At 69.4% G+C, this 21,266-nt stretch carries 15 protein-coding genes; 6 read left to right on the top strand and 9 right to left on the bottom strand.

Annotated elements, in window-relative coordinates:
• Window positions 1-6: 6 nt before the first annotated feature.
• Genes arfB through recC form a run of 4 tightly spaced genes read right to left on the bottom strand, consistent with a single transcriptional unit; the run spans window position 7 to window position 9,732 of the window.
• The gene (gene arfB, locus ACV22V_RS22675) at window positions 7-411 is read right to left on the bottom strand and encodes an alternative ribosome rescue aminoacyl-tRNA hydrolase ArfB (RefSeq protein ID WP_448015599.1); all 405 of its coding nucleotides are present in this window, start codon (window positions 409-411) and stop codon (window positions 7-9) included.
• Window positions 408-2,696, bottom strand: a complete 2,289-nt coding sequence (locus ACV22V_RS22680) for an AAA family ATPase (RefSeq protein WP_448015600.1) — start codon at window positions 2,694-2,696, stop codon at window positions 408-410. The genes arfB and ACV22V_RS22680 overlap by 4 nt, the downstream gene beginning before the upstream one ends.
• On the bottom strand, window positions 2,693-6,397 hold the full coding sequence (gene recB / locus ACV22V_RS22685; protein ID WP_448015601.1) for an exodeoxyribonuclease V subunit beta: 3,705 nt from the start codon (window positions 6,395-6,397) through the stop codon (window positions 2,693-2,695). The genes ACV22V_RS22680 and recB overlap by 4 nt, the downstream gene beginning before the upstream one ends.
• Complete coding sequence (recC, locus tag ACV22V_RS22690) at window positions 6,394-9,732, bottom strand: exodeoxyribonuclease V subunit gamma (protein WP_448015602.1); 3,339 nt, start codon at window positions 9,730-9,732, stop codon at window positions 6,394-6,396. Before recC ends, recB begins: the two co-directional genes overlap by 4 nt.
• A gap of 181 nt (window positions 9,733-9,913) precedes the next feature.
• On the opposite strand from recC, the gene ACV22V_RS22695 reads away from it, so the two are divergent.
• Complete coding sequence (locus ACV22V_RS22695) at window positions 9,914-12,205, top strand: FUSC family protein (RefSeq protein ID WP_448015603.1); 2,292 nt, start codon at window positions 9,914-9,916, stop codon at window positions 12,203-12,205.
• A 297-nt stretch (window positions 12,206-12,502) separates the two neighbouring features.
• Window positions 12,503-13,870, top strand: a complete 1,368-nt coding sequence (locus ACV22V_RS22700; protein ID WP_059523597.1) for an amino acid permease — start codon at window positions 12,503-12,505, stop codon at window positions 13,868-13,870.
• 159 nt (window positions 13,871-14,029) lie between these two features.
• On the opposite strand, the gene ACV22V_RS22705 is transcribed toward ACV22V_RS22700, so the two are convergent.
• Complete coding sequence (locus ACV22V_RS22705; protein ID WP_006476417.1) at window positions 14,030-14,191, bottom strand: hypothetical protein; 162 nt, start codon at window positions 14,189-14,191, stop codon at window positions 14,030-14,032.
• Window positions 14,192-14,432: 241 nt separating this feature from the next.
• Between ACV22V_RS22705 and ACV22V_RS22710 the strand changes: the two genes are divergently transcribed.
• Genes ACV22V_RS22710 through ACV22V_RS22720 form a run of 3 tightly spaced genes read left to right on the top strand, consistent with a single transcriptional unit; the run spans window position 14,433 to window position 17,920 of the window.
• Window positions 14,433-15,476: a Fe(3+) ABC transporter substrate-binding protein gene (locus ACV22V_RS22710; RefSeq protein ID WP_059683054.1), complete on the top strand. Its 1,044-nt coding sequence runs from the start codon at window positions 14,433-14,435 to the stop codon at window positions 15,474-15,476.
• Complete coding sequence (locus ACV22V_RS22715; protein WP_448015604.1) at window positions 15,466-17,142, top strand: ABC transporter permease; 1,677 nt, start codon at window positions 15,466-15,468, stop codon at window positions 17,140-17,142. The genes ACV22V_RS22710 and ACV22V_RS22715 overlap by 11 nt, the downstream gene beginning before the upstream one ends.
• Before the next feature lie 4 nt (window positions 17,143-17,146).
• Window positions 17,147-17,920 carry an ABC transporter ATP-binding protein gene (locus ACV22V_RS22720; RefSeq protein WP_059691128.1) on the top strand — a complete coding sequence of 258 codons (774 nt, stop codon included), beginning with the start codon at window positions 17,147-17,149 and terminating at the stop codon, window positions 17,918-17,920.
• Between the two features lie 80 nt (window positions 17,921-18,000).
• Here the strand turns inward: ACV22V_RS22720 and ACV22V_RS22725 are convergent, their stop codons facing one another.
• From ACV22V_RS22725 to ACV22V_RS22740, 4 genes are all read right to left on the bottom strand, one after another.
• On the bottom strand, window positions 18,001-18,471 hold the full coding sequence (locus ACV22V_RS22725) for an Lrp/AsnC family transcriptional regulator (protein ID WP_006754321.1): 471 nt from the start codon (window positions 18,469-18,471) through the stop codon (window positions 18,001-18,003).
• 285 nt (window positions 18,472-18,756) lie between these two features.
• On the bottom strand, window positions 18,757-19,398 hold the full coding sequence (locus ACV22V_RS22730; RefSeq protein ID WP_448015605.1) for an NAD(P)-dependent oxidoreductase: 642 nt from the start codon (window positions 19,396-19,398) through the stop codon (window positions 18,757-18,759).
• Between the two features lie 137 nt (window positions 19,399-19,535).
• The gene (locus ACV22V_RS22735; protein ID WP_448015606.1) at window positions 19,536-19,991 is read right to left on the bottom strand and encodes an Rrf2 family transcriptional regulator; all 456 of its coding nucleotides are present in this window, start codon (window positions 19,989-19,991) and stop codon (window positions 19,536-19,538) included.
• Window positions 19,992-20,082: 91 nt separating this feature from the next.
• Window positions 20,083-20,511, bottom strand: coding sequence for a hypothetical protein (locus ACV22V_RS22740; protein WP_059523609.1), 429 nt, complete (start codon window positions 20,509-20,511; stop codon window positions 20,083-20,085).
• Between the two features lie 193 nt (window positions 20,512-20,704).
• Here ACV22V_RS22740 and ACV22V_RS22745 point away from each other — a divergent pair, with 193 nt between their 5' ends.
• Complete coding sequence (locus ACV22V_RS22745; protein WP_059523611.1) at window positions 20,705-21,040, top strand: hypothetical protein; 336 nt, start codon at window positions 20,705-20,707, stop codon at window positions 21,038-21,040.
• Window positions 21,041-21,266: the final 226 nt, after the last annotated feature.

Here is a 21,266-nt window from a genome sequence, read left to right on the forward strand (position 1 = left end):
GTTTCGTCAGTCGATCACCTTCCCTCTTCCGGACTTCACCACGCTGCGGCGCGACTTGTGTTCGAGCCGCCGCTCCTTCGATGCGCGTGTCGGCCGTGTCGCGACCCGCGCACGCGGCGTGAACGCGACGCTGCCGATCAACGCATCGAGCCGCGCGAGTGCTGCCTCGCGGTTTTTCTCCTGGGTGCGGTATTCCTGCGACTTGATCACGACGATGCCGTCGCGCGTGATGCGCTGGTCGGACAGCGCGAGAAGCCGTTCCTTGATGACGGGCGGCAGCGACGACGCGCGGATGTCGAAACGCAGGTGAATCGCGCTCGACACCTTGTTGACGTTCTGGCCGCCGGCGCCCTGCGCGCGCACGGCGGTCCATTCGACTTCGGCCGGATCGAGCTTGTAGCGGATCATCATCGCGACGTCTCCTTGCGGCGCCGCGCGAGCGCCTCGTCGACGCGGGCCGCCAGGCCCGAATCGCGTTGCGTCCGTGTCGCGACCGCCTGCGCCAGCACGCGCCGCGGGCCGATCACCTGCACGCGCGTGCGCGCACGCGTGACCGCGGTGTAGACGAGTTCGCGCGTGAGCACACGGCCGAACGATGCCGGCAGCACGAGCGCGGCCTCGTCGAATTCGGAGCCCTGCGACTTGTGGACGGTCAGCGCGAACGCCGTTTCATGCGGCGGCAGCGCCGCGGGCGACACGGCGCGCGCGGTGCCGTCCGCGCGGCGGAACCATACGCGCAGCACGCCCTGCGCGTCCGGCAACGCGATGCCGATGTCGCCGTTGAACAGCCCGAGCGCATAGTCGTTGCGCGTCACCATGATCGGCCGCCCGGTGAACCAGTGTGCGCCGACCGCGAGCGGCACGCGCGCGGCATGCCGCACGTGCGTGGCCACCAGCGCATTGACGTGCTCGGCGCCACGCGATCCCGTGCGCGTCGCGCAGAGGATCCGGAAGCGGTTGAGCGCATCGAACAACGGCAGCGGATCGGGCTCCGGCCCGGACAACGCGGTGCGCAACGCATCGAGGTACGCGCCGAACCGGCGCGCGAGCCGCTCGACCGTCGACGCCGCAAGCGTCTCGCCCGCATCGTCGTGAAACGACGCGGCAGCGGCATCGTCGGCCGGCAACACGTCGAGCGTGCCCTGCACGTCGCCGCGGCGGATCGCGAGCGACAGGCGGCCGATCGGCGAATCGAGACCGAAACGGTAATTGCGTTCGAGCCACACGACGCAGTCTGCGAGCGGTGCGGGTGACGCGGCCGCGATGTCGTCGGCTTGCGTTGCAACAGTCGACACGCGTGTTGCCGAACCTCCCGCGTGGGCCGGATCGAACGGCGCGAGCTCGACGGCGTCGAGCCACGCGAGTTCGTCGACCTCGATCCACGCGGAATCGGTGGCCGCAGATGCGCTATCAAGGTCCGTCGATGCAGGTGACGACGGAGCGACCAGCGGCACCGCGTCAGCCGGGGAAACCGCTTCGTCCTGCGGGTCATCGTCGAACAGCGACGCCTGGCGCGTATCCACGTTGCGCCGTGCCGGCGGCTTGCGCGCCGCGCTCGCCGACGATGACGCGGAAGCCCGGGCCGGGGCTTGAGCTGCAACAGCAACCGCCCCCGCCACTTCGCCGTCCGGCACCGGCAACGCCGCGACGAATGCCGCTTCGTCGATCCCGAGCGCATCCGCGATGCGCGTGCGCGCAGCGGCGGTGAACGTCGGCCGCGCGCTGAGTTCGGCGAACACGGCGCCGGCTTCGACCGCGGCAAGCTGATCCTTGTCGCCGAGCAGCACGAGCCGTGCACCCGGCGCAAGCGCATCGAGCAGATGCGCGGCGAGCGCGACGTCGATCATCGACGCCTCGTCGACCACGATCAGGTCGTACGGCAACGGATTGTCGCGATGATGGCGGAAGCCCGCCGCCCCGCCACCGCCGAGCAGGCGATGCAGTGTGTACGACGTGTCGGGCAGGCGCGCGGCAAGTTCCGGCGGCAGGTCGCCCGCCCGTGCGTGCAGCGCTTCCTGCATCCGCTGCGCGGCCTTGCCGGTCGGCGCCGCCAGCGCGATGCGCAACCCCGGATGCGCGTCGAGCAGACAAGCCAGCACGCCGACGACGGTTGTCGTCTTGCCGGTGCCGGGGCCGCCGCTGACGATCGTCACGCGTCCTGTCAGCGCAACGATCGCCGCGACGCGCTGCCAGTCCACTTCGCCCGTCGCGGGCCCGAAGTAACGCGCGAGACTGTCGCGCAACCGGTCGGGCGACAGCACGTCGCCCGGTGCGGCGACGCCGGCCTGCGCGACGAGCGCATCGGCGAGCCGCCGTTCGTAGTCGAAATATCGCGACAGATACAGATGGTCGTGCCGGTCGACGATCAGCGGCCGCTCGTCGCCGCGCGCGAGCGTGCCGAACGCCACCACGCCGCTCGCGGCAAGCGCCGCGCGCACGTCGTCGACCGGTTCCTCGTAGCGCTGCGCGAGCGCGCCAAGCGACACGCATACGTGGCCGCCCGCGGTCGCCCGGCTCGTCGCGAACGCGGCACGCGCCGCCCAGCGCGCAGCCGCGGCCGGCGCACCCGCACGGCGCGACAGGTCGCCGATGCGTCGCGCGAACCCTTCCGCGAGCGCGATGCCGAAATCAGCCGGCTCGGGCAGGCGCGCGACGAGGCCGCCGGTGAATTCGAGCGTATCGTCGGACACGTTCATGCGCGGCCCCCTTCCATCATCCGGTCGAGCGCGTCGACGAGTTCGCGCGCGGGCCGCCGCGCATGCACGCCGGCCGGTTCGCCGGCACTGCGCCAGTCCGGCCGCACGCCACGCACGAACAGGTACAGATAGCCCGCGATATGCGTGTCGTAGTCATAGTCGGGCAGCCGCCCGCGCAAATAGCGATGCAGCGCAACCGTATAGAGCAGCGCCTGCAGGTGATAGGCATGATCGGCCATCGCGACGTCGAGCGCGCGCGGGCCGTAAGCGTCCGGCGTATTGCCGAGATGGTTCGACTTCCAGTCGACGATCCAGAAGCGGCCGTCGTGTTCGACGATCATGTCGATGAAACCCTTGATGAAACCGGCGAGCACGCCCGCGTCCAGCGCAACGTCCGGATAGCCGTGGGCGACCAGCAGCCGGCGCAGCGCGCCCAGCTCGAGCGACGGCGCCGGGAACAGGAAACCCATTTCGTCGAGCCGCTTGGCGGGATCGAGATCCGCGAGCCGCATGCCCGGCACGAGCTCCGTGCGCACGACATCGTCGACGAGCCGCGCCATCATCGCGGGCAGGCGCGTCGCGAGTTCGGGCTCGGCCTCGACTGGCCGGTCATGCAGCGCGCCGAGCGCCGCCTGGTGCCATGAATCCGGCTCGGTGAACCGACTGAGTTCGAACAGCCGATGCAGACACTCGCCCGCTGCCGCGCCGCGCGGAAACACGAGGATGTCGTCGTCCGGCGGCTCGACCGCGACGGTGTCGTCCACGGCAAGCGCGCCGTCCGGCGCGACGGCGGCAAGTGCATCGTGATCGGGCCGCAGCTCGTCATCCGGCACGACCGCGACGCCCGCCTCCTCGCGCGCCATCGATGCGGTCAGCGAACTGAAGCTCGCCATCCGCCACGCGTCGCGCAGCGCGCGCGTCGCATGGCGGGCGGCGAGCGTCTGCGATGCATCGTGGCCAGCGGCCAGCCGCTCACGGCGCGCCGGCACCGGCAACGGTGCAACGCTCACGGGCCCGCCCGCGAGCGCTTGCCACGCAGCGTCGAGCACCGCTTCGTCGGGCGGCTCGTCGAGCCACGCGTCGAACGACTGGCCGGCCCCGGCCACGAGCCAGTTCAGCACGCTGCGCCGCGCCTCGCGGGTCGAGCGCGACGACAGATAAGGCCCCGCGACGAGATAGCACCGATAGACCGCGCGCGTGAGCGCCACGTAGACGAGCCGCGCGCGTTCCGCCGCCTGCTCGCGCAACGCCTGGCGCGCAGCATGCTCGGCGGCTTCGTCGTCGCACCCGTAATGCAGCACGGCGTCGCCCGCATCGTCGTGATACTCGCGCGCGTCGGGCAGCGCCGACGCGGGCGGCTCGCGCAGCCCGCCGTCGTTCAGGAACGGACAGAACACGACCGCGTATTCGAGGCCCTTCGACTTGTGCACCGTCACGATCTGCACGAGGTTGCGATCGGACTCGAGACGCAGTTGCGCTTCCTCGCCGCCACCGTCGAGCCGTTGCGCGGCGAGCCAGCGCAGCGTCGGTGCGATGCCCGGCTGCGCGGACGCGCGCGCCTGCGTCAGTTCGGCCAGATGGTTGATGTCGGTCACGCGGCGTTCGCCGTCCGCGCCGGCCATCAGCCGCTCGGCGATCCGCAGCTCGCGCGTGAACGTGCGCCACATCACCGCGAAGCCGCGTTCTCGCCACAACAGCCGATAGCGCGAGAAGCGCTCGACCCAGCTCATCGCGTCCGCGCTGTCGGCCGCTACGCGCGACACATCGCCGTCGCCCTGCTCCATCCGCCACAACGCCCCGGCGTCGAGGCCGAACCAGTCGGCGGCCAGCGCCGCGCGCAAGCGCCGCAGGTCGCCCGGCGCATCGATCGCCGCGAGCACGCGCTCGAGCTGCTCCGCATCGCCGGTCGAAAACACGGACGCCTGCGCGAGCTCGACGCTGCCGATGCCCCACGTGGCGAGCACGCGCTTCACGAGGCTCCCCTGCCGGTGCGTCTGCACCAGCACCGCGACGTCGCCCGGCGACAGCGGCGTATCGCCGAGCCGCACATGTCCTTCGCGCGCGCCGCGCATCAGCCGGGCAATCTCGGCCGCGCACGCCTGGGCGGCCTGTGCCTGCGCGTCGCGCTTGAGCAGCGTGCCGTCGCCGCCCGGCAGCGCCCAGATCCGGAAATCGCCGGCCGGGCCCGGATCGGTCCCGTCGACGAACGGTGCACGCAAGCGCGTGCCGGCGCGCACCGCGTAATAGTCGAGCCCGTCGAGGACGAACGCGCGCGGGTTCGACATGAAGAAGCGGTTGCACGCATCGACGATCGCCGGCGTCGAACGCTGGTTGACCGCGAGCGTGTAGCACGCGCTCGCGCTTGCCCGCGCGGCGAGATACGTATGCAGATCCGCCGCGCGGAAGCTGTAAATCGCCTGCTTCGGATCGCCGACGAGAAAGAGCGGCCCGCCCGGTGCGAAGATCCGGTCGAAGATCGCGAACTGCAGCGGGTCCGTATCCTGGAATTCGTCGATCAGCGCGGCCGGATAGCGCGCGCGCAGCGTCTCGGCGAGCCACGGATGCGCATGCAGCGCGTGATAGAGGTTCGCGAGCAGATCGTCGAACGACACGACGCGGCGCGTACGCTTGCGCTCGGCCAGCTCGCCCGGCGCGGTGTCGAGCCAGTCGGCGACCAGCGCGAGCCAGCGCGCGCGCTGCGCGGCCTCGGCGGCGGCCACCGCCGCTTCGAGCGCGTCGGCGACGTCGAAGAATGGGTGTTCGGGGGTCGCGCCGCCCTTTTTCGTCGCCTTCGCGAGCGCCGTGCGCGTGAGCTTGAGCGCCGCCTTGGGCAGCGCGGCGGCGGCGTTGCCTTGCGCGAAATGCGCGGACCACGCGCCGAGCGCATCGGCGACGGCGTCGGGCTTGTGCGAACGCTGATTGAGCACGGGCTGCGCGGTGCGCAGCAGCGCGTCGATCGCCTCCCGCTCGTCGGCCCACATCCGCGCGGCCTCCGCGAAGCATTCGACGGCAGCGGCCTCCGCCGAGGCGTCCGGTTCGACGACGCCGTCCCAGCGTAGCGCGGCGAGCGGCTTCTTCAGCCGCCGCGCGAGCTGGGCATCGAGCGCGGCCGGGCCCGCGCCCGAATCGACGAGCCACGTCGCGAAGCCGGGCCAGCGCGCGGCCATCGGCTCGACGCGCGTGCGCCAGAAGTCCGCCGCGAGCTCGAAGCGCAGCGCCGCATCGTCGGCCTGCATCTCGAACGCGAACGGCATCGCGGCCGCGAACGGCGCTTCCTGCAGCGCACGCTGGCAGAACGCGTGGATCGTGTGGATCGCCGCCTGGTCGAATGCGCGCAGCGCACGCCGGATCCGCTTCGCGGCGGTCTCGGGGTCGAGCGCGCCGGCTTCGCCGAGCGTCGTCTCGAGCAGGCGCGCGACGAACGGATCGCCGCCGTCGTCGCCGGTATCGAGCGCATGCGCGAGCTGCGCCAGCCGCCCGCGGATCCGCTCGTGCAGCTCGGCCGTTGCCGCCTTCGTAAAGGTCACGACGAGGATTTCATCCGCGCCGAGATCCTTCTCCAGCAGCAGGCGCACGTAAAGCGCGCAAATATTCCACGTCTTGCCGGTACCGGCCGACGCCTCGATCTGGTTGACGCCGTCGAGCGGACACGCGAACACATCGAGTTCGAGCGCCGCCTGCGGCTGGGATGCGGCACTCATGCGACCTCCTTCAGATGTTCCAGCATCGGCTCGAACACGAGCCGCGCGAGTGTGCCGAACGGCTCGTCGAGCGAAGGATGCGCACCGCGCCATGCGATCGCGATCGCCGGATCGTCGGCTTCGCTCACCACGCGCTCGTTGATCCAGACGCTCGCCGCCTTCGCCTCGCCGTCGGAAATGCGCGCCCACGCGCTGCGCGGGAAGAACCGCAGCGGCATGCGCCGCCCCGCGCGAAACAGCGCGGCGAGCGGCGCGAGGCGCTCGAGCGGTGCCGCGACCGGCGTGAGTTCGAACGCGCCGCCGCTGCCGAACCACAGCGTGCGGCGCGGACCGTCGGGCTCCACCGCGCAGTAGACGAGGTGCGCGAGCCACGCGGACAGGTAGTCACGCGCGCTCGGCCGTGCATAGCGATAGATGATCTGGCCTGCCGGCGTCAGCCGGTTCAGCGTGCCGTGCAGCTCGAGCGGCGCACTCACCGCATCGCCGGACAGCATCGCGTCATCGGCACCGAACAGCGCCTGTTCGGTGTCGGGCCAGGCAGGCACGATCGCGAGCGTGAACGGCCGCCGTTCCATGCCGTCGGCCAGCGCACGCCGCACGTTCGACGCAAGCTGCGTCATCGAGCCGAGCGCCTGGTCGCGCCACACCGCGCCCGTCGCGCCGCCCGGCAGTTCCGGGCTGGCGTCCGCGATACGCAGCGCATGATCGTGCACGCCGCCTTCGTCCGATTCGATCAGGAGCGGCAGCACGCGCTCGGCGAGCGCGTCGCTGCCCGCGAAGTCGAGTGCGAACGGCTCCGTGTCGAGCAGTTCGGCCTGCGCGTCGGACAGCACGATGCCGAGCCGCGCACGCAGCAGCGCGCGGGCCGGATGCCGCCAGAACCGTTCGAATTCGCTGAACGCGACAGGTTCGACCGGCTCGGCCGGCAGCGGCTGCGCGAAGAACGGCTGCTCGCGCGTCGCGTCGCGCGCGGCTTCGGCTGCCAGCAGCGACGCCAGCGTCGCACGCTCGGCGTCGTACGACGCCAGTTCGCTGCCGGGCCGGAAATACTCGGCCGCGAACGGTTGCAGCGGATGTTCGACGATGAACGCGCGCCGCGCGGCATCGACCGCGTCCGGTGGGGCATCCTCGCCGGCCGTGACGAGCGCGAGATGGTCGAGCAGTTCGTCGACGAGCGCCGCGGGCGGCAACGGCGCGTTGTCGCGAATGCTGCGCCCCGTATAGGCAATCAGCAGCCGGTCGCGCGCAGCGAGCAGCAGGTCGAGGAACAGATTGCGTTCGTCGTCGCGACGCTGCCGGTCGCCGAGCTTCGGCAACACGGCCATCAGGTCGAACTCGTCCGCGCGCGCGAGGCTCGGCAGCACGCCGTCGTCCATGCCGAGCAGGCACACGACGCGGTATGGCAGCCCGCGCAGGCTCGTCAACGACGAGAACGTGACGCCGCCCCACGGCACCCCGCCGCGCGCCGGATCGTCGAGCGCGGCTGCCAGCCCCGCGCGTACGACGGCCGCGGGCAAGGCTTCGTCGGGCGCGCCTTCCGTCATCGCGGCCAGCATCGCGTCGAGCGCGTCGCGCACGCCCGAGAGCGCATCGGCATACGCGGCGCCGGAGTCGAAGAACCGCGCGAGCGTGTCGGCGAACAGTTCGCTCCATGCGCGCGGCGTGTGCGCGTCGGCGAGCCGTCGCGAGAAGCCGTCGAGATCGTCCGTGAAGCGCGCGAGCCGGCCGAGCAGTTCGGCCTCGCTGCCGGTCGCCGCCTCGATCGGCAGCCACGCGCCGACCGGTGCCGCGCCCTCGGGCATCGCATAGCCGAGGAAAAGGCGCGCGAGCGCATCGGAAAACGTATGGCGCGGCGCAGGCACCGCTGCATCGTCGCTCACCGTCGGCGACAGCCCACGCCGCGCGCCGGCGGCCGCGAGCCAGGTCTGAACCGTCTCGAGCGCGGTTGCGTCGATGCCGTAACGGGCCGCCACTGCATCGACGCGCAGCCATTCGACCAACTCGGGCGCGCCGACCTGCCGTTCCGGCAACGCGAGCCATTCGAGCAGCACGCGCGCGACCGGGTTCGCCTGCGACGGCGGCAGGCCGGTGATCCGGTAAGGCACGCGCGCGCCGCCGGCGCCCGCGGTACCGAACACGGCATCGATCAGTGGCCCGGCCGCTGCGAGATCGGCGACCGCCACGAGCACATCGGACGGCTGCAGCGTCGCGTCCGCATCGAACCACGCGAGCAGGCGGTCATGCAGCACCTCGAGCTGGCGCGCGAGGCTGTGGCATACGTGCACCTCGATCCCGCGCTCGGCCGGCGCTTCGCCGAGCTCCGCCTCCGGTTGCAGATCGAGGATCGCGTTCTGCACGCGCGCGAGCCAGGTCGGCGCGGGATTCCCGACGAAACGCGACGCATCGCCCGACGCGGCGCTTTCAGTCAGTTCGTGCAGCATGTACAACTGCGCCTGCGTCTGCCGGCCCCACTCCGCGAGCAGCGGATGGCCGACTTCCTGATAGTCCAGCCGGCCGGCCGCGTCGAGCGCCTCGGCATGCGCGGCGGTGACGATGTCGAACCAGAATTCGCGGCACGGATTGAGCGCATAGACACGCACGTCGATCCAGCGCGACAGCTCGCGCAGCAGCGCGACGTGCAGCGGCGGCATCGTCGGCAGCCCGAACACGCTGACCGATTCAGGCCAGTCGGCACGCGCGACGGTTTCGGGATCGAGGTTGCGCGCCTCCACGAGGAAGCGATGCGCGGGCGGCGTGCCGCTGTCGCTCAGCTCCGCAAGCAGCGCGCGCCACAGCGCCGCCTGCCAGTGCTCGTCGTCGCGTGCGGCATCGCTGATTCCGCGCGGCGCGACGTCGCCCGCGAGCACCGACTCGCCGGCCTGCCATGCGGCCAGCCATTCGGGCCGATAGGTCAGGTAATGATCGAGCACGGCCGCGACGCGCTGTGCGAGCTCGTAGCGCATCGCGTCGTCGGACGCGGACAGATACGCAGCCAGGCGCGGCGACGCGAGCCACGGCGCGCCGCTCGCGCCCTGCGCGAACAGCCGATAGCAGCGCCATACGAGGCGGTCCGGCGCGAACGGCGAGCGCGCGGGCACCGTCAGCACGCGGCCGATCTGCGCCCACAGCCATTGCGCGAGATACGTAAACTCGACGTTCGCGCACACGCCGTGGCGCACGGCGATGTCGAGTTCCAGACGGCGGCGCAGCGCCGCGCTCGGCACGATGACCTGTTGCGGCGCCCACGGGCCGTTGCGGGCCGGAAACGCGGCCAGGTCGTCGAGCAGCGCGTCGGCCAGCGTTTCGTGACGGTTCGAATAGAAGAGATGGAGCATGAAGCGGGTGTCGGAGCCTCGCGCCGGCCAAGCCGTGCGAACGGGAGCACCAAGGATAGCAAAAGGACCGTCGCGGCGAACCTCGTCCGAAAGGCCAGGTTTTGCGGACCACGAAATACGATAGACTCGTCGCCAGTCAATACGCCGCCCCGGGCGTCTTCGTCTGTCATTCAGCCCATCGATGCGCTATTCGGTCGAAATCAGAAAGTTTTTCTACAGCCAGTACTTTTTCGGCGGCCTGCGGATCGCGGTCGGCGTATCGCTGCCGGCCGTGCTGTGCCTGATCGTGTTTCACAACCGGGAGCTCGGCTTCACGATCTCGACCGGCGCGCTCGGCGCGTGCGTCGTCGACATGCCGGGCCCGCTGAAGTACAAGCACAACGAAATGCTCGCGTGCAGCGTGATCGGCTTCCTGGCCGCGCTCGCGACCGGCCTCGCCACGCCGAACATCTTCGCGTTGTGGCTGACGATCGTGCCGCTCACGTTCGTGCTGTCGCTGATCGTCGTCTACGGCAACCGCTGGCCGCAGATCAGCTTCGCGACGCTGTTCATGATGGTGATGACGCTCGAGGAGAAGTTCACGCCGCTGCAGGCGTTCGTCAATGCCGGCTGGATTCTCGCGGGCGGCCTCTGGTACACGTACTGGGCGACGCTCGTGTCGCAATGGCAGGCGCGCCGGATCGAACAGCAGGCGCTCGCCGAAAGCCTGTTCGCGTGCGCCGACTACCTGCTCGCGCGTGCGCAGTTCTACGATCTCGATGCCGATCTCGACGAGTGCTATCGCAATCTCGTCGCGAAGCAGATCACCGCGGTCGAAACGCAGGAAACCGCGCGCGACATCGTGCTGCGCAACCTGCCGAAGCTGCGCCGCGGCAAGCTCGATCCCGGCCGTACGACGATGTACAACCTGTTCATCAACAGCGTCGACCTCCACGAGCTGTTCGTCGGCGCGCACACCGACTACCCGCTCGTGCGCAACACGTTCGGCGGCTCCGACCTGATCATTTTCTATCGCGACCTGATCCGCAAGGCGGCCCGCGACCTCGAGGAAATCGGCCTCGCGGTGCTCGAGAATCGCGCGCCGCATTCGCGGATCAGCGTCAAGGCCGAACTGCGCGCGATCGAGTACGAGATCGAGCTGATGCGCAAGAAGAACTTCCCCGCCACCAACGCGGAAGCCTACGCAGCCGTGCTCGCGACGTTCCGGCGCATCTGGAGCGCGACGCGCCTGATCGACCGGATGCGCCGCAACCTGTCGGGCCATGCCGACCCGCAGCAGACCGAACTGAAGATCGACAAGGCGCTCACGCGCTTCCTGCAGCGGCGCCGGATGTCGCCGCTGCTGATCTTCTCCAACCTGAACATGCGCTCGCCGAGCTTTCGCCACGCACTGCGTGTGACGATCGCGGTCGCGGTCGGCTTCTGGCTCGGCCGGTTGCTGCCGCTCACGAACGCCTACTGGATCGTGATGACGACCATCATCATCCTGAAGCCCGGCTACTCGCTCACCAAGCAGCGCAACGCGCAGCGTATCGTCGGCACGTTGATCGGCTGCGCGGCGAGCATTGCGCTGATCTACACGGTCAAGGAGCCGCACCTGCTGATCGCGATCATGTTCGGCTCGATGGTGATGAGCTACAGCCTGCTGCTGTTCAACTACGCGGCGAGCGTCGTGTTCACGTCGTCTTACGTGCTGCTGATGTTCCACCTGCTCGCGCCGGGCAGCATGCGCATCATCGGCGAGCGCGCAATCGACACCGTCGTCGGCTGCATGATCGCGATCGCAGCGAGCCGCCTGTTCCCGTACTGGGAATACCGGCTGATGGGCAAGCTCGTCACCGACATGCTGACCTCGACCCGCAAGTATTTCGAGGCCGTGTGGCGCGCCGGGCGCGGCGTGTCGCCGCCGCCCGTGCCGGCCGCCGACGGCGCGGCGGTCGTGCCGGTCGTCGCCGCGGCGATCGAGACGCCGGCCACCGCCCTCGACGACGACTACCGCTACCGCCTCGCGCGCAAGGACGTGCACATCGCGTTCGCGAACCTCGGCCAGGCGTTCCAGCGAATGATGATCGAGCCGAAGGCGCACCAGCGCTTCGTGCCGGAGCTGAACGACCTGCTCGTGCAGACGCACGTGCTCGGTGCCCAGATCACCGCCGCCGCGCCGCTGATCCGCAGCGCGTGCGCGGCCGACGAGAACATCGTCCACGACGATGCGTTGCGCCGCGGCCTGTCCGCCGTGCTCGAGAACCTCGAGAAGGCGGAAGCCGGCGAGCCGCCGCCGGCCGACCAGCTCGACGCGACGAAGCAGATCACCCGCGACCTCGATGCGATGGTCGTGTCCGCGGAAAAATCCGACGCGTTGGGCGCCGAGCTCACGCACGACCTGAAGGTGCTCGCGCACCAGTGCAAGCAGATGCTCGCGTCGTCGCTGCTGATTCGCAAGGACGCGAGCATCATCCGCCTGCCCGCATGAGGCCCTGAAGTCGTTCCGCCGCCGGCCGCCCGCGCATGCAAGCGGGCCGGCCGGCAGCGCTCCCCGCTCCCGCAACGCCCTCCCGAAGCATGACCCGCACGCCCCATACGGCCCACGCGTCCGCCGCGCGACGGCCCCACCTCCGATTGCCCCGGTTGCGCCAGTCAGGGAATACCCGATTCCGGTCGCAGGCTCCGGCTTGTTATCATTCCGACATCTTCAAGTTGTATATACAACTTGAATCAACCGGGCCGGCCCCGTTCGCCCGGTCCGTCGCATAACGATATCGGAGACTCGATGAAGAACTTGCAGCGCCATCTGAGCGCGCGGCACATCCGCTTTCTCGCGCTGGGCTCGGCGATCGGCACCGGCCTGTTCTACGGCTCGGCGTCCGCGATCCAACTCGCGGGCCCGGCGGTAATCCTGGCCTATATCCTGGGCGGCGCGGCTGTCTACATGGTGATGCGCGCGCTCGGCGAGATGGCCGTGCGCGAGCCCGTCGCCGGCTCGTTCGGCCACTACGCAACCGAAAACCTCGGCCCGTTCGCGGGCTTCGTCACCGGCTGGACCTACACGCTCGAAATGGTGATCGTCGCGATCGCCGACATCACGGCATTCGGCATCTACATGGGCTTCTGGTTTCCGGATGTCCCTCAATGGATCTGGGTGCTCGGCGTCGTCGCGGTCATCTGCGGGCTGAACCTGTGCCATGTGAAGGTGTTCGGCGAGCTCGAGTTCTGGCTGTCGATCATCAAGGTCGGCGCGATCGTCGCGATGATCGGCGGCGGCGTCGCGATCCTGCTGACCGGCATGCATTTCGGCCATTCGGCCGACGTGCCGACGTTCGCGAACCTGTGGAATCATGGCGGCTTCTTCCCGAACGGGATCGGCGGGTTGATCGCGTCGCTGTCGGTCGTGATCTTCGCGTACGGTGGCATCGAGGTGATCGGGATGAGCGCCGGCGAGGCGAAGGATCCTGAGCGCGTGATTCCGCGCGCGATCAACGCGGTGCCCGCGCGCATCCTGTTGTTCTACGTGCTGACGATGGTCGTGCTGATGTCGATCAGCCCGTGGACGGGCGTCGGCAGCGACGGCAGCCCGTTCGTGCAGATCTTCTCTGCGCTCGGCGTGAAGTCGGCCGCGACCATTCTCAACCTCGTGGTGATCAGCGCGGCGATCTCGGCGATCAACAGCGACATCTTCGGCGCGGGCCGGATGATGTTCGGGATGGCGCGGCAGGGCCAGGCGCCGCGCGTGCTGATGGCGACGTCGCGGCACGGCGTTCCATGGGTCACGGTGCTCGTGATGGCCGGCGCGCTGCTGATCGGCGTGCTGCTCAACTACCTGATGCCGAAGGACGTGTTCCTGGTGGTCGCGGCGATCGCGACGTTCGCGACCGTGTGGGTGTGGCTGATGATCCTGCTGTCGCAGGTCGCGATGCGCCGCCGCCTGTCGAGCGCGGAGGTCGCGGCGCTGAAGTTCAAGGTGCCGCTGTGGCCCGTCGCACCCGCGCTGACGATCGCGTTCATGGCTTTCGTGATCGTGATGCTCGGCTGGTTCGAAGATACGCGCGTCGCGCTCTACGTCGGTGCGGCATGGCTCGCGCTGCTCGCGCTCCTGTTCTACGCACGAGTCCGCCCGAAATTTGCGCCTGCGTCACGTTGACGCACGGCTGACCTTCCACGCGGCGCGCCGGCTTCGGCGCCCGCATCTATCGCGGCGCGACGCCTCGCGCCGCCCACCGCTTCCACTCTTCCTGCCATTCCTGCGCATCGGTGGCGGCCCGACCGGGCCGCGCAGCGATCATGCGCATCCGCGCCGGCGTCAGTGCGACGCCGCGCTCGCGGCCTCGGCCGGATGGGCCTCGTCGTACGCGTGCTTCTGCGAGATCGCGTTATACAGGATCGTCCCGATCACGAGCAGCACGGCCACGACGATCAGGATGCTCACGTTGCGGACAGGGTTCTTCTTGCGCTGATCGTTCATGGTCGGTACGGCTCCGTCGATTTCGTTGAAGCGGGCATTCTACGCGCTTGCGCCTGCGCTGCGACGCCCCGGTAGCGCACCTCCCTCCCATCTTCCTCCCGGCTTTCCGACACCTTTCATTTGATAATCATTCCCATTTCGATCTAGAATCCGAAATCTTTCGCTTTGTAATGTTTCGGGTTGCTCGGCGGCAGGCACGCCCCGGAACGCTTCTTCGTCCGCCTGCCTCATCGGAGTCTCCATGTCGAATCCGCGCACCCGCCTGCTGCCGCTCGCCGGCGCCCTCGCCCTTGCCGCCGCCGCATTCGCGCCACTGGCCCACGCGGCCGAGGAAGTGAGCCTGTACACCACCCGCGAACCGAAGCTGATCCAGCCGCTGATCGACGCGTTCACGAAACAGAGCGGCGTCAAGGTCAACACGGTGTTCGTGAAGGACGGCCTGCTCGAGCGCGTGAAGGCGGAAGGCGCGCAGTCGCCCGCCGACGTGCTGATGACGGTCGACATCGGCAACCTCCTCGACCTCGTCGACGGCGGCCTCGCGCAGCCGGTGCGCTCGAAGGTGCTCGACGATGCGATTCCCGCGAACCTGCGCGGCGCGCAAGGCGACTGGTACGCGCTCTCGCTGCGCGATCGCGTGCTGTACGTGGAGAAAGATCTGAAGGTCGACGCGTTCCGCTACGAGGATCTCGCCGATCCGAAATGGAAGGGCAAGGTCTGCATCCGCTCGGGGCAGCATCCGTACAACACGGCACTCGTCGCGGCGATGATCGCGCACGACGGCGAAGCCGCGACCGAAAAGTGGCTGCGGGGCGTGAAGGCGAACCTCGCCCGCAAGGCGACGGGCGGCGACCGCGACGTCGCGCGCGACATTCTCGGCGGCATCTGCGACGTCGGTCTTGCCAACGCGTACTACGTCGGTCACATGAAGAACGCCGAGCCGGGCACCGATGCGCGCAAGTGGGGCGACGCGATCAAGGTCGTGCGGCCGACGTTCGCGAACGCGAAGAGCGGCGGCACGCACGTGAACATCAGCGGCGCGACGGTCGCGAAGCACGCGCCGCACAAGGCCAACGCGGTGAAGCTGCTCGAGTACCTCGTGTCGCCGGAAGCGCAGGCGCTGTATGCGCAGGCGAACTACGAATATCCGGTGCGCGCGAACGTGAAGCTCGATCCGGTGATCGCGAGCTTCGGCACGCTGAAGGTCGACCCGCTGCCGCTGACCGACATCGCGAAGCACCGCAAGGCGGCCAGCCAGCTCGTCGACAAGGTCGGCTTTGACAACTGACGCAACGTTCGTCCGCGCGCGCCGCCGGCCATTCCATTCGCGCGCGGGCGGCCTCTGGCTGGGCGCGGCCGTCGCGATCGCCGCGGCGGTCGCGGCGCCGCTCGCGGTGCTGATCGCCGCCGCGTTCGGCGCCGATCTCGCGCACTGGAAGCATCTCGCCGAATTCGTGCTGCCGCAGGCGCTCGTCAACACGTTGCTGTTGCTCGCGGGCGTCGGCGCGATCGTCACGGTGGTCGGCACCGGCTGCGCGTGGCTCGTCACCGCGTACGACTTTCCCGGCCGCCGGATGCTGACCTGGGCGCTGCTGCTGCCGCTCGCGGTGCCCACTTATATCGTCGCGTTCGCCTATCTCGACCTGCTCCATCCGATCGGCCCCGTGCAGGGCGCGATCCGCTGGCTGCTCGGCTTCGACAGCCCGCGCCAGTTCCGTCTGCCCGACCTGCGCTCGCTGCCCGGCGCGATCTTCGTGCTCGGTTTCGTGCTGTATCCGTACGTGTACCTGAGCACGCGCGCGATGTTCGTCACGCAGTCCGCGAGTCTGCTCGAAGCCGCGCGCACGCTCGGCGCGGGACGCATCGCGACGTTCTGGCGCGTCGTCGTGCCGCTCGCGCGGCCCGCGATCGCGGTCGGCGTGAGCCTTGCGCTGCTCGAAACGCTCAATGACATCGGCGCATCGGAATTCCTCGGCGTGCAGACGCTGACCGTGTCGGTCTACACGACGTGGATCACGCGGTCCGATCTCGCCGGCGCCGCGCAGATCGCGCTCGCGATGCTCGCGATCGTCGTCGGCATGATCGCGCTCGAACGCTACGGGCGCCGCCGCCAGCGCTACGCGCACGGCCGGCGCATGCGTCCGGTCGCACCGCGCAAGCTGACGGGCGCGGCCGCGTGGAGCGCCGCCGCGCTCGGCTGGCTGCCGGTGCTGCTCGGCTTCGGCGCGCCGGCCGCGTACCTCGCGGTCGAGACCGGCAAGCGGCTGCATCTCGTCGGCGGCGTATCCGCGCAATTGATGACCGGGCTCGCGAACACGCTGACGATCGCCGCCGCCGCAACCGTCGCGACGCTCGCATGCGGGCTCGTCGTCGCATGGGCGGCGCGCGCGCAGCGCGACAGCGCGCGCGCGGGCCCGGCCCGTGTGTGCGCGCGAATCGCGAGCCTCGGTTACGCGGTGCCGGGCACCGTGCTCGCGATCGGCCTGCTGATCCCGTTCGCGGCGGCCGATCGGCTGCTCGGCGCGGCGCTCGGCCGTGACGGACTGCTGCTGATGGGATCGGCGGCCGCGCTCGTGATCGCCTACACCGTACGCTTTCTCGCGATCTCGGCCGGCAGCATCGAAGCCGGCCTCGCGCGCATCCCGCCGTCGCTCGAACACGCCGCGCGCTCGCTCGGCGAGACGGCCGGCGGCACGCTGCGCCGCGTGCACCTGCCGCTGCTGCGACCCGCGCTCACGACGAGCGCACTGCTCGTCTTCGTCGACGCGATGAAGGAGCTGCCGGCGACGCTGCTGCTGCGCCCGCTGAATTTCGACACGCTCGCGACCTGGCTGTATGCGGAGGCCGCGCGCGGCACCTATGAGGAAGGCGCGGTCGCCGCGCTCGCGATCGTGCTGGCCGGGCTCGTGCCCGTGATCCTGCTCGCGCGCACCCGTCACAAGATCGGAGCCTGACACCGTGAACCTGCTCGAACTCGACGACCTCTGCGTCGCCTACGACACGCCGCACGGCCGCCGCACGGTGGTCGACGGGCTGAGCCTCGCGCTGCCGCGCGGCGACATCGGCTGCCTGCTCGGCGCATCGGGCTGCGGCAAGACCACCGTGCTGCGCGCGATCGCGGGCTTCGAGCCCGTGCGCATGGGACGCATCGTGCTGGACGGCACGCCCGTCGCGGCGCCGTCGCTCGATGTGCCGCCCGAGCGGCGACGCATCGGGATGATGTTCCAGGACTATGCGCTGTTCCCGCACCTGAGTGCGGCCGACAACGTCGCGTTCGGCCTGCGGCGCATGCCGAAGGCCGAGCGGCGCGCGCGCGTCGCGGACATGCTCGAGCTCGTCGGCCTCGCCGCTTCCGGCAGCGCGTATCCGCACGAACTGTCGGGCGGCCAGCAGCAGCGCGTCGCCCTCGCCCGCGCGCTCGCGCCGTCGCCCGAGCTGCTGCTGCTCGACGAGCCGTTCTCGAATCTCGACGTCGATACGCGCGAGCGGCTCGCGTTCGAGTTGCGCGACATCCTGAAGCGCACGGGGCACACCGCGATCCTCGTCACGCACAATCAGGCGGAAGCGTTCGCGATCGCCGACCGGATCGGCGTGATGAAGGACGGCCGGCTCGCGCAATGGGATACGCCGTACGCGCTGCACCACCATCCGGCCAGCCCGTTCGTCGCGGAGTTCGTGCGCCGCGACGCGCTCGCGGACGAACGCGCACGCGCGCTGTCGCGCGGCCGCTGACCGGGCGATAACGGCGCGTATCGGCGGCGCGCACACGTAACGCACATGCGCACCGGCGCGGTCCGTTGCCGCCCCGCGCGCTATGCCGGCTCGGACAGATCGCGCACCGGCAGCGCGGTCGAATACTTGATCTGCTCCATCGCGAACGACGAACTCACGTCGAACAGCGGCACCGCGCGGATCAGTTGCTTGTACACGCGATCGTAATCGTCGATCCCGGCCACCACGACCCGCAGCAGATAGTCGGTCTCGCCGCTCATCCGGTAGACCTCGACGACTTCCGGCATGTCGCGCACGGCCTGCGTGAAGCGCTGCGCCCACTCCTCGGTGTGCTGGTTCGTGCGGATCGCGACGAACACCGTCGTGCCGACACCGAGCTTGCGCGGATCGCACAGCGCGACCTGCGCGCGAATCGCGCCGGTTTCCTTGAGCCGCTGCACGCGCTTCCAGCAGGGCGTCTGCGACAAATTCACGCGCTGCGCGAGTTCTGCGATCGGCAATGTGGCATCTGCCTGCAACAGCTCTAGCAGTTTGCGATCGATGGCATCCATTTACCCGGTCCCTCGTAGATAGAAATTTTTTCTATGCATCCTGCATGACGGGGAACAATATGGAAACCGCCGCGCGGCGTCGACCGGGATAAATACCAATCAGGCCGGGAAGCATCCGCGTCACGCGCGATCCCGTGCGCAGCGGCCCATCGATCGTCGGCACACCAGACGAAACAGGCGATTCCACCCGCCGAGATGGAATCGCCTGAAGTCATTGCGGCTGCGCAGCCTGCTGGCCGCTCACGGCGAATGCGGCACCTGCGCGCCGCCTTGCCGTGGGATCGCTCAATACGCGACCGTTGCGATCTCGCGCACGAAGCTGTGTTGCTCGAGCGTATCGACGAACGCGACCGCGTAGTCTTCCGCCGAGATCCTGCTGTTGCCCTCTGCGTCCACGATCAGCTTGCCCGTGCCCGTGCGGAACGTGCCCGTGCGCTCGCCCGGCGCGATCAGGGCTGCCGGCGCGAAGAACGTCCAGTCGAGATCGCCGACCGTTTTCAGATAATCGAGCGCATCGCGATGCGCGAGCGCGACTGCCTTGTACGCGTCCGGGAAACCTTCGGTGTCGACCAGTTGCTTGCCCGGCGCGACTTCGAGCGAACCGGCGCCCCCCACCACCACGAGCCGCTTCAGGCCGGCCTGGCGCGTGCTTTCCACCAGCGCCTTCGCCGCGGCGGCGATCTTCGCGGGTTCGTCCTGCTTCTGGCTGTACGCGCTCGCGACGACGTCGTGGCCCGGCAGCGCGGCCGCGATGCTGGCCGCATCGAACAGGTCGGCCGCCTTCGCGGTGATGCCGTCGCCGGCCGCGCCCGGATGGCGTGACAGCGCGGTCACGCGATGGCCGCGGCGCACGGCTTCCGCGGCGATGCGCGAGCCGATCATCCCGGTGGCGCCGAACAGTGCGATGTTCAAGGTACGTTGCGTCATGTCGATTCTCCAGAAGTAAAAAGTAACTAAGTTGATTACACATAAGATCGAAAAAAAACGGAGCAACACTCCGTCGTGCCGGTCGCCGCGCGTACGCGTCACCCGGCCTCCTGCCCTGCATCAGCCGCTGCCTGCGATTATCCGCCGGTGCTTCCCGCCGGCCGGCCGCGCTGCTCCGATTCGAGCACGTCGGCCGTGACGTCCGCAAGCGTGCGCGTGGCAAGCGATGCTTCCATCGCGCGCTGCGCGTCGCCGATATAGCCGATCAGCACGCCCTGAATGTGCCGCCCGACGAGACATGCGGGATTCGGCGCCTCGCGATGCAGCGCGAACAGCTGCGCATCGTCGACCGCGCGATACACGTCGAGCAGCGTGATCTCGCCGGGCTCGCGCGCCAGCAGCGCGCCGCCGCCCGCGCCGAGCTGCGACGTGGTCAGCCCCGCGGCCGCCAGCATCGACAGCAGACGGCGAATCAGCGCCGGATTCGTGTTCACGCTACCCGCGATGATGTCGGACGACATCGGCGCACCTTCCTGCATCGACAGCAAGGCAAGCACATGAACGGCAAACGCGAACCGGCTGCTGGTATTCATTCCTCACTCACTCGGTGACGCCGGCCCGAACGGCAGCCGGCGACAATGTGTACGCACTATAGTTACATTTTACGCATTCCGCAAGGGCCGCTTACTCGCCGCTGGCCGGCTTCGCACCCGATGCGTTCTGCTGACTCCACTGCTGGAGCTTCTTGCCGGCCTCCGCCATCTTCGCGCCGGCTTCCGATGCCGCGTGTGCGACGACGGCGGAAGCGGCCGCATCGATCTGCGCCTGCGCGGCGGACGCGAGGCCGCTCGCGGACAGCGGCGGCACGGCCGAGGCCGCGCTCGCGATGCCGGCCTTCGCGGCATTGATCTGTTGGTTGACGGTGCTCGCCACCTGGTCGAGCGCCTTGGCCGCGTTGTTCGCGGCATCGGCGGCCGCACTGGCGGCCGTATCGGGTTGCGTGGCCGGCGTGCCGGACTTCTCGCAGCCTGCGAGCAACAGCGCCGCACCGACGGCCGCGGCCGCCAGCACGGACCCGGGCACGCGACGCGCCAGCCAAGTCTTCATCTTCATCAGCGATCTCCGGCCGTGCGCCGCACGGCCTGAATGGTTGGACCAGCGTCGATGATACCGCCTGTGGAACAGGGCCAATGACGACTGGTGATTAAAAATGCCTTTCAATTTCGGATTTGTCTGATTCAATCGCAGGCGTGCCGAGACTAAAGTGGGCAGGCTTCAATCCGCTCCGTCTGCTGCCCGCTTCTTCATGGCTTTCCTCATCGACTGGTTCATCGCGCTGGCCGCCGCGCTCGCCGCCACCCTTTTCCTGTGCCTTCGCTCACCGTCCGCGTCGCGCCTGCGCGCGGCCGGACGCCCGCGCCGCGTGGCGTGCGCTCGCCTGCTCGCCCAGGCGGTGATCGGCTTCTGGACGGCCGCGCTGATCGTCGCGCAAGGCATCCTTGGCCCCGACGGCGACGGCCAGTCGCACGCGGGCTTCGCGGCGCTCGCGTTTGCCGCACTCGGGCTCACCACCGTCGCCGCCTATTGGTGTGCCTGCGCACTGCGGCTGCGGCGCTCGCGCGTGCTGTTCGCCCGCCGCTGACGCGCCAGGCCGGTGCATCGCGGCGCACCACGCCGCGCATCGTACGCACCAGTTGCGCTCGCATCGCACCACACGCGTGCATACGCTGCCCCTCCGGCCCCACACGCGGCCTGCCCCGCTCCCGTGCACGCATCGCCCGCGTGCCGCATCGTACGGCCGCCCGCACCACTTACACGCACACGTTCACCAAGTTGGCTCGATATTTGCATTCCTCGCCCGTTTTTTG

The sequence above is a fragment of the Burkholderia sp. AW33-5 genome (genome assembly GCF_053427615.1).

Bases quoted from the DNA above. Each gene is read 5' to 3' on its own strand.
- ACV22V_RS22705 (WP_006476417.1), bottom strand. From the start codon at position 14,191: ATGAACGATCAGCGCAAGAAGAACCCTGTCCGCAACGTGAGCATCCTG.
- arfB (WP_448015599.1), bottom strand. From the start codon at position 411: ATGATGATCCGCTACAAGCTCGATCCGGCCGAAGTCGAATGGACCGCC.
- recB (WP_448015601.1), bottom strand. From the start codon at position 6,397: ATGAGTGCCGCATCCCAGCCGCAGGCGGCGCTCGAACTCGATGTGTTC.
- recC (WP_448015602.1), bottom strand. From the start codon at position 9,732: ATGCTCCATCTCTTCTATTCGAACCGTCACGAAACGCTGGCCGACGCG.
- ACV22V_RS22740 (WP_059523609.1), bottom strand. From the start codon at position 20,511: ATGAAGATGAAGACTTGGCTGGCGCGTCGCGTGCCCGGGTCCGTGCTG.
- ACV22V_RS22695 (WP_448015603.1), top strand. From the start codon at position 9,914: ATGCGCTATTCGGTCGAAATCAGAAAGTTTTTCTACAGCCAGTACTTT.
- ACV22V_RS22745 (WP_059523611.1), top strand. From the start codon at position 20,705: ATGGCTTTCCTCATCGACTGGTTCATCGCGCTGGCCGCCGCGCTCGCC.
- ACV22V_RS22680 (WP_448015600.1), bottom strand. From the start codon at position 2,696: ATGAACGTGTCCGACGATACGCTCGAATTCACCGGCGGCCTCGTCGCG.
- ACV22V_RS22700 (WP_059523597.1), top strand. From the start codon at position 12,503: ATGAAGAACTTGCAGCGCCATCTGAGCGCGCGGCACATCCGCTTTCTC.
- ACV22V_RS22735 (WP_448015606.1), bottom strand. From the start codon at position 19,991: ATGAATACCAGCAGCCGGTTCGCGTTTGCCGTTCATGTGCTTGCCTTG.
- ACV22V_RS22730 (WP_448015605.1), bottom strand. From the start codon at position 19,398: ATGACGCAACGTACCTTGAACATCGCACTGTTCGGCGCCACCGGGATG.
- ACV22V_RS22725 (WP_006754321.1), bottom strand. From the start codon at position 18,471: ATGGATGCCATCGATCGCAAACTGCTAGAGCTGTTGCAGGCAGATGCC.
- ACV22V_RS22710 (WP_059683054.1), top strand. From the start codon at position 14,433: ATGTCGAATCCGCGCACCCGCCTGCTGCCGCTCGCCGGCGCCCTCGCC.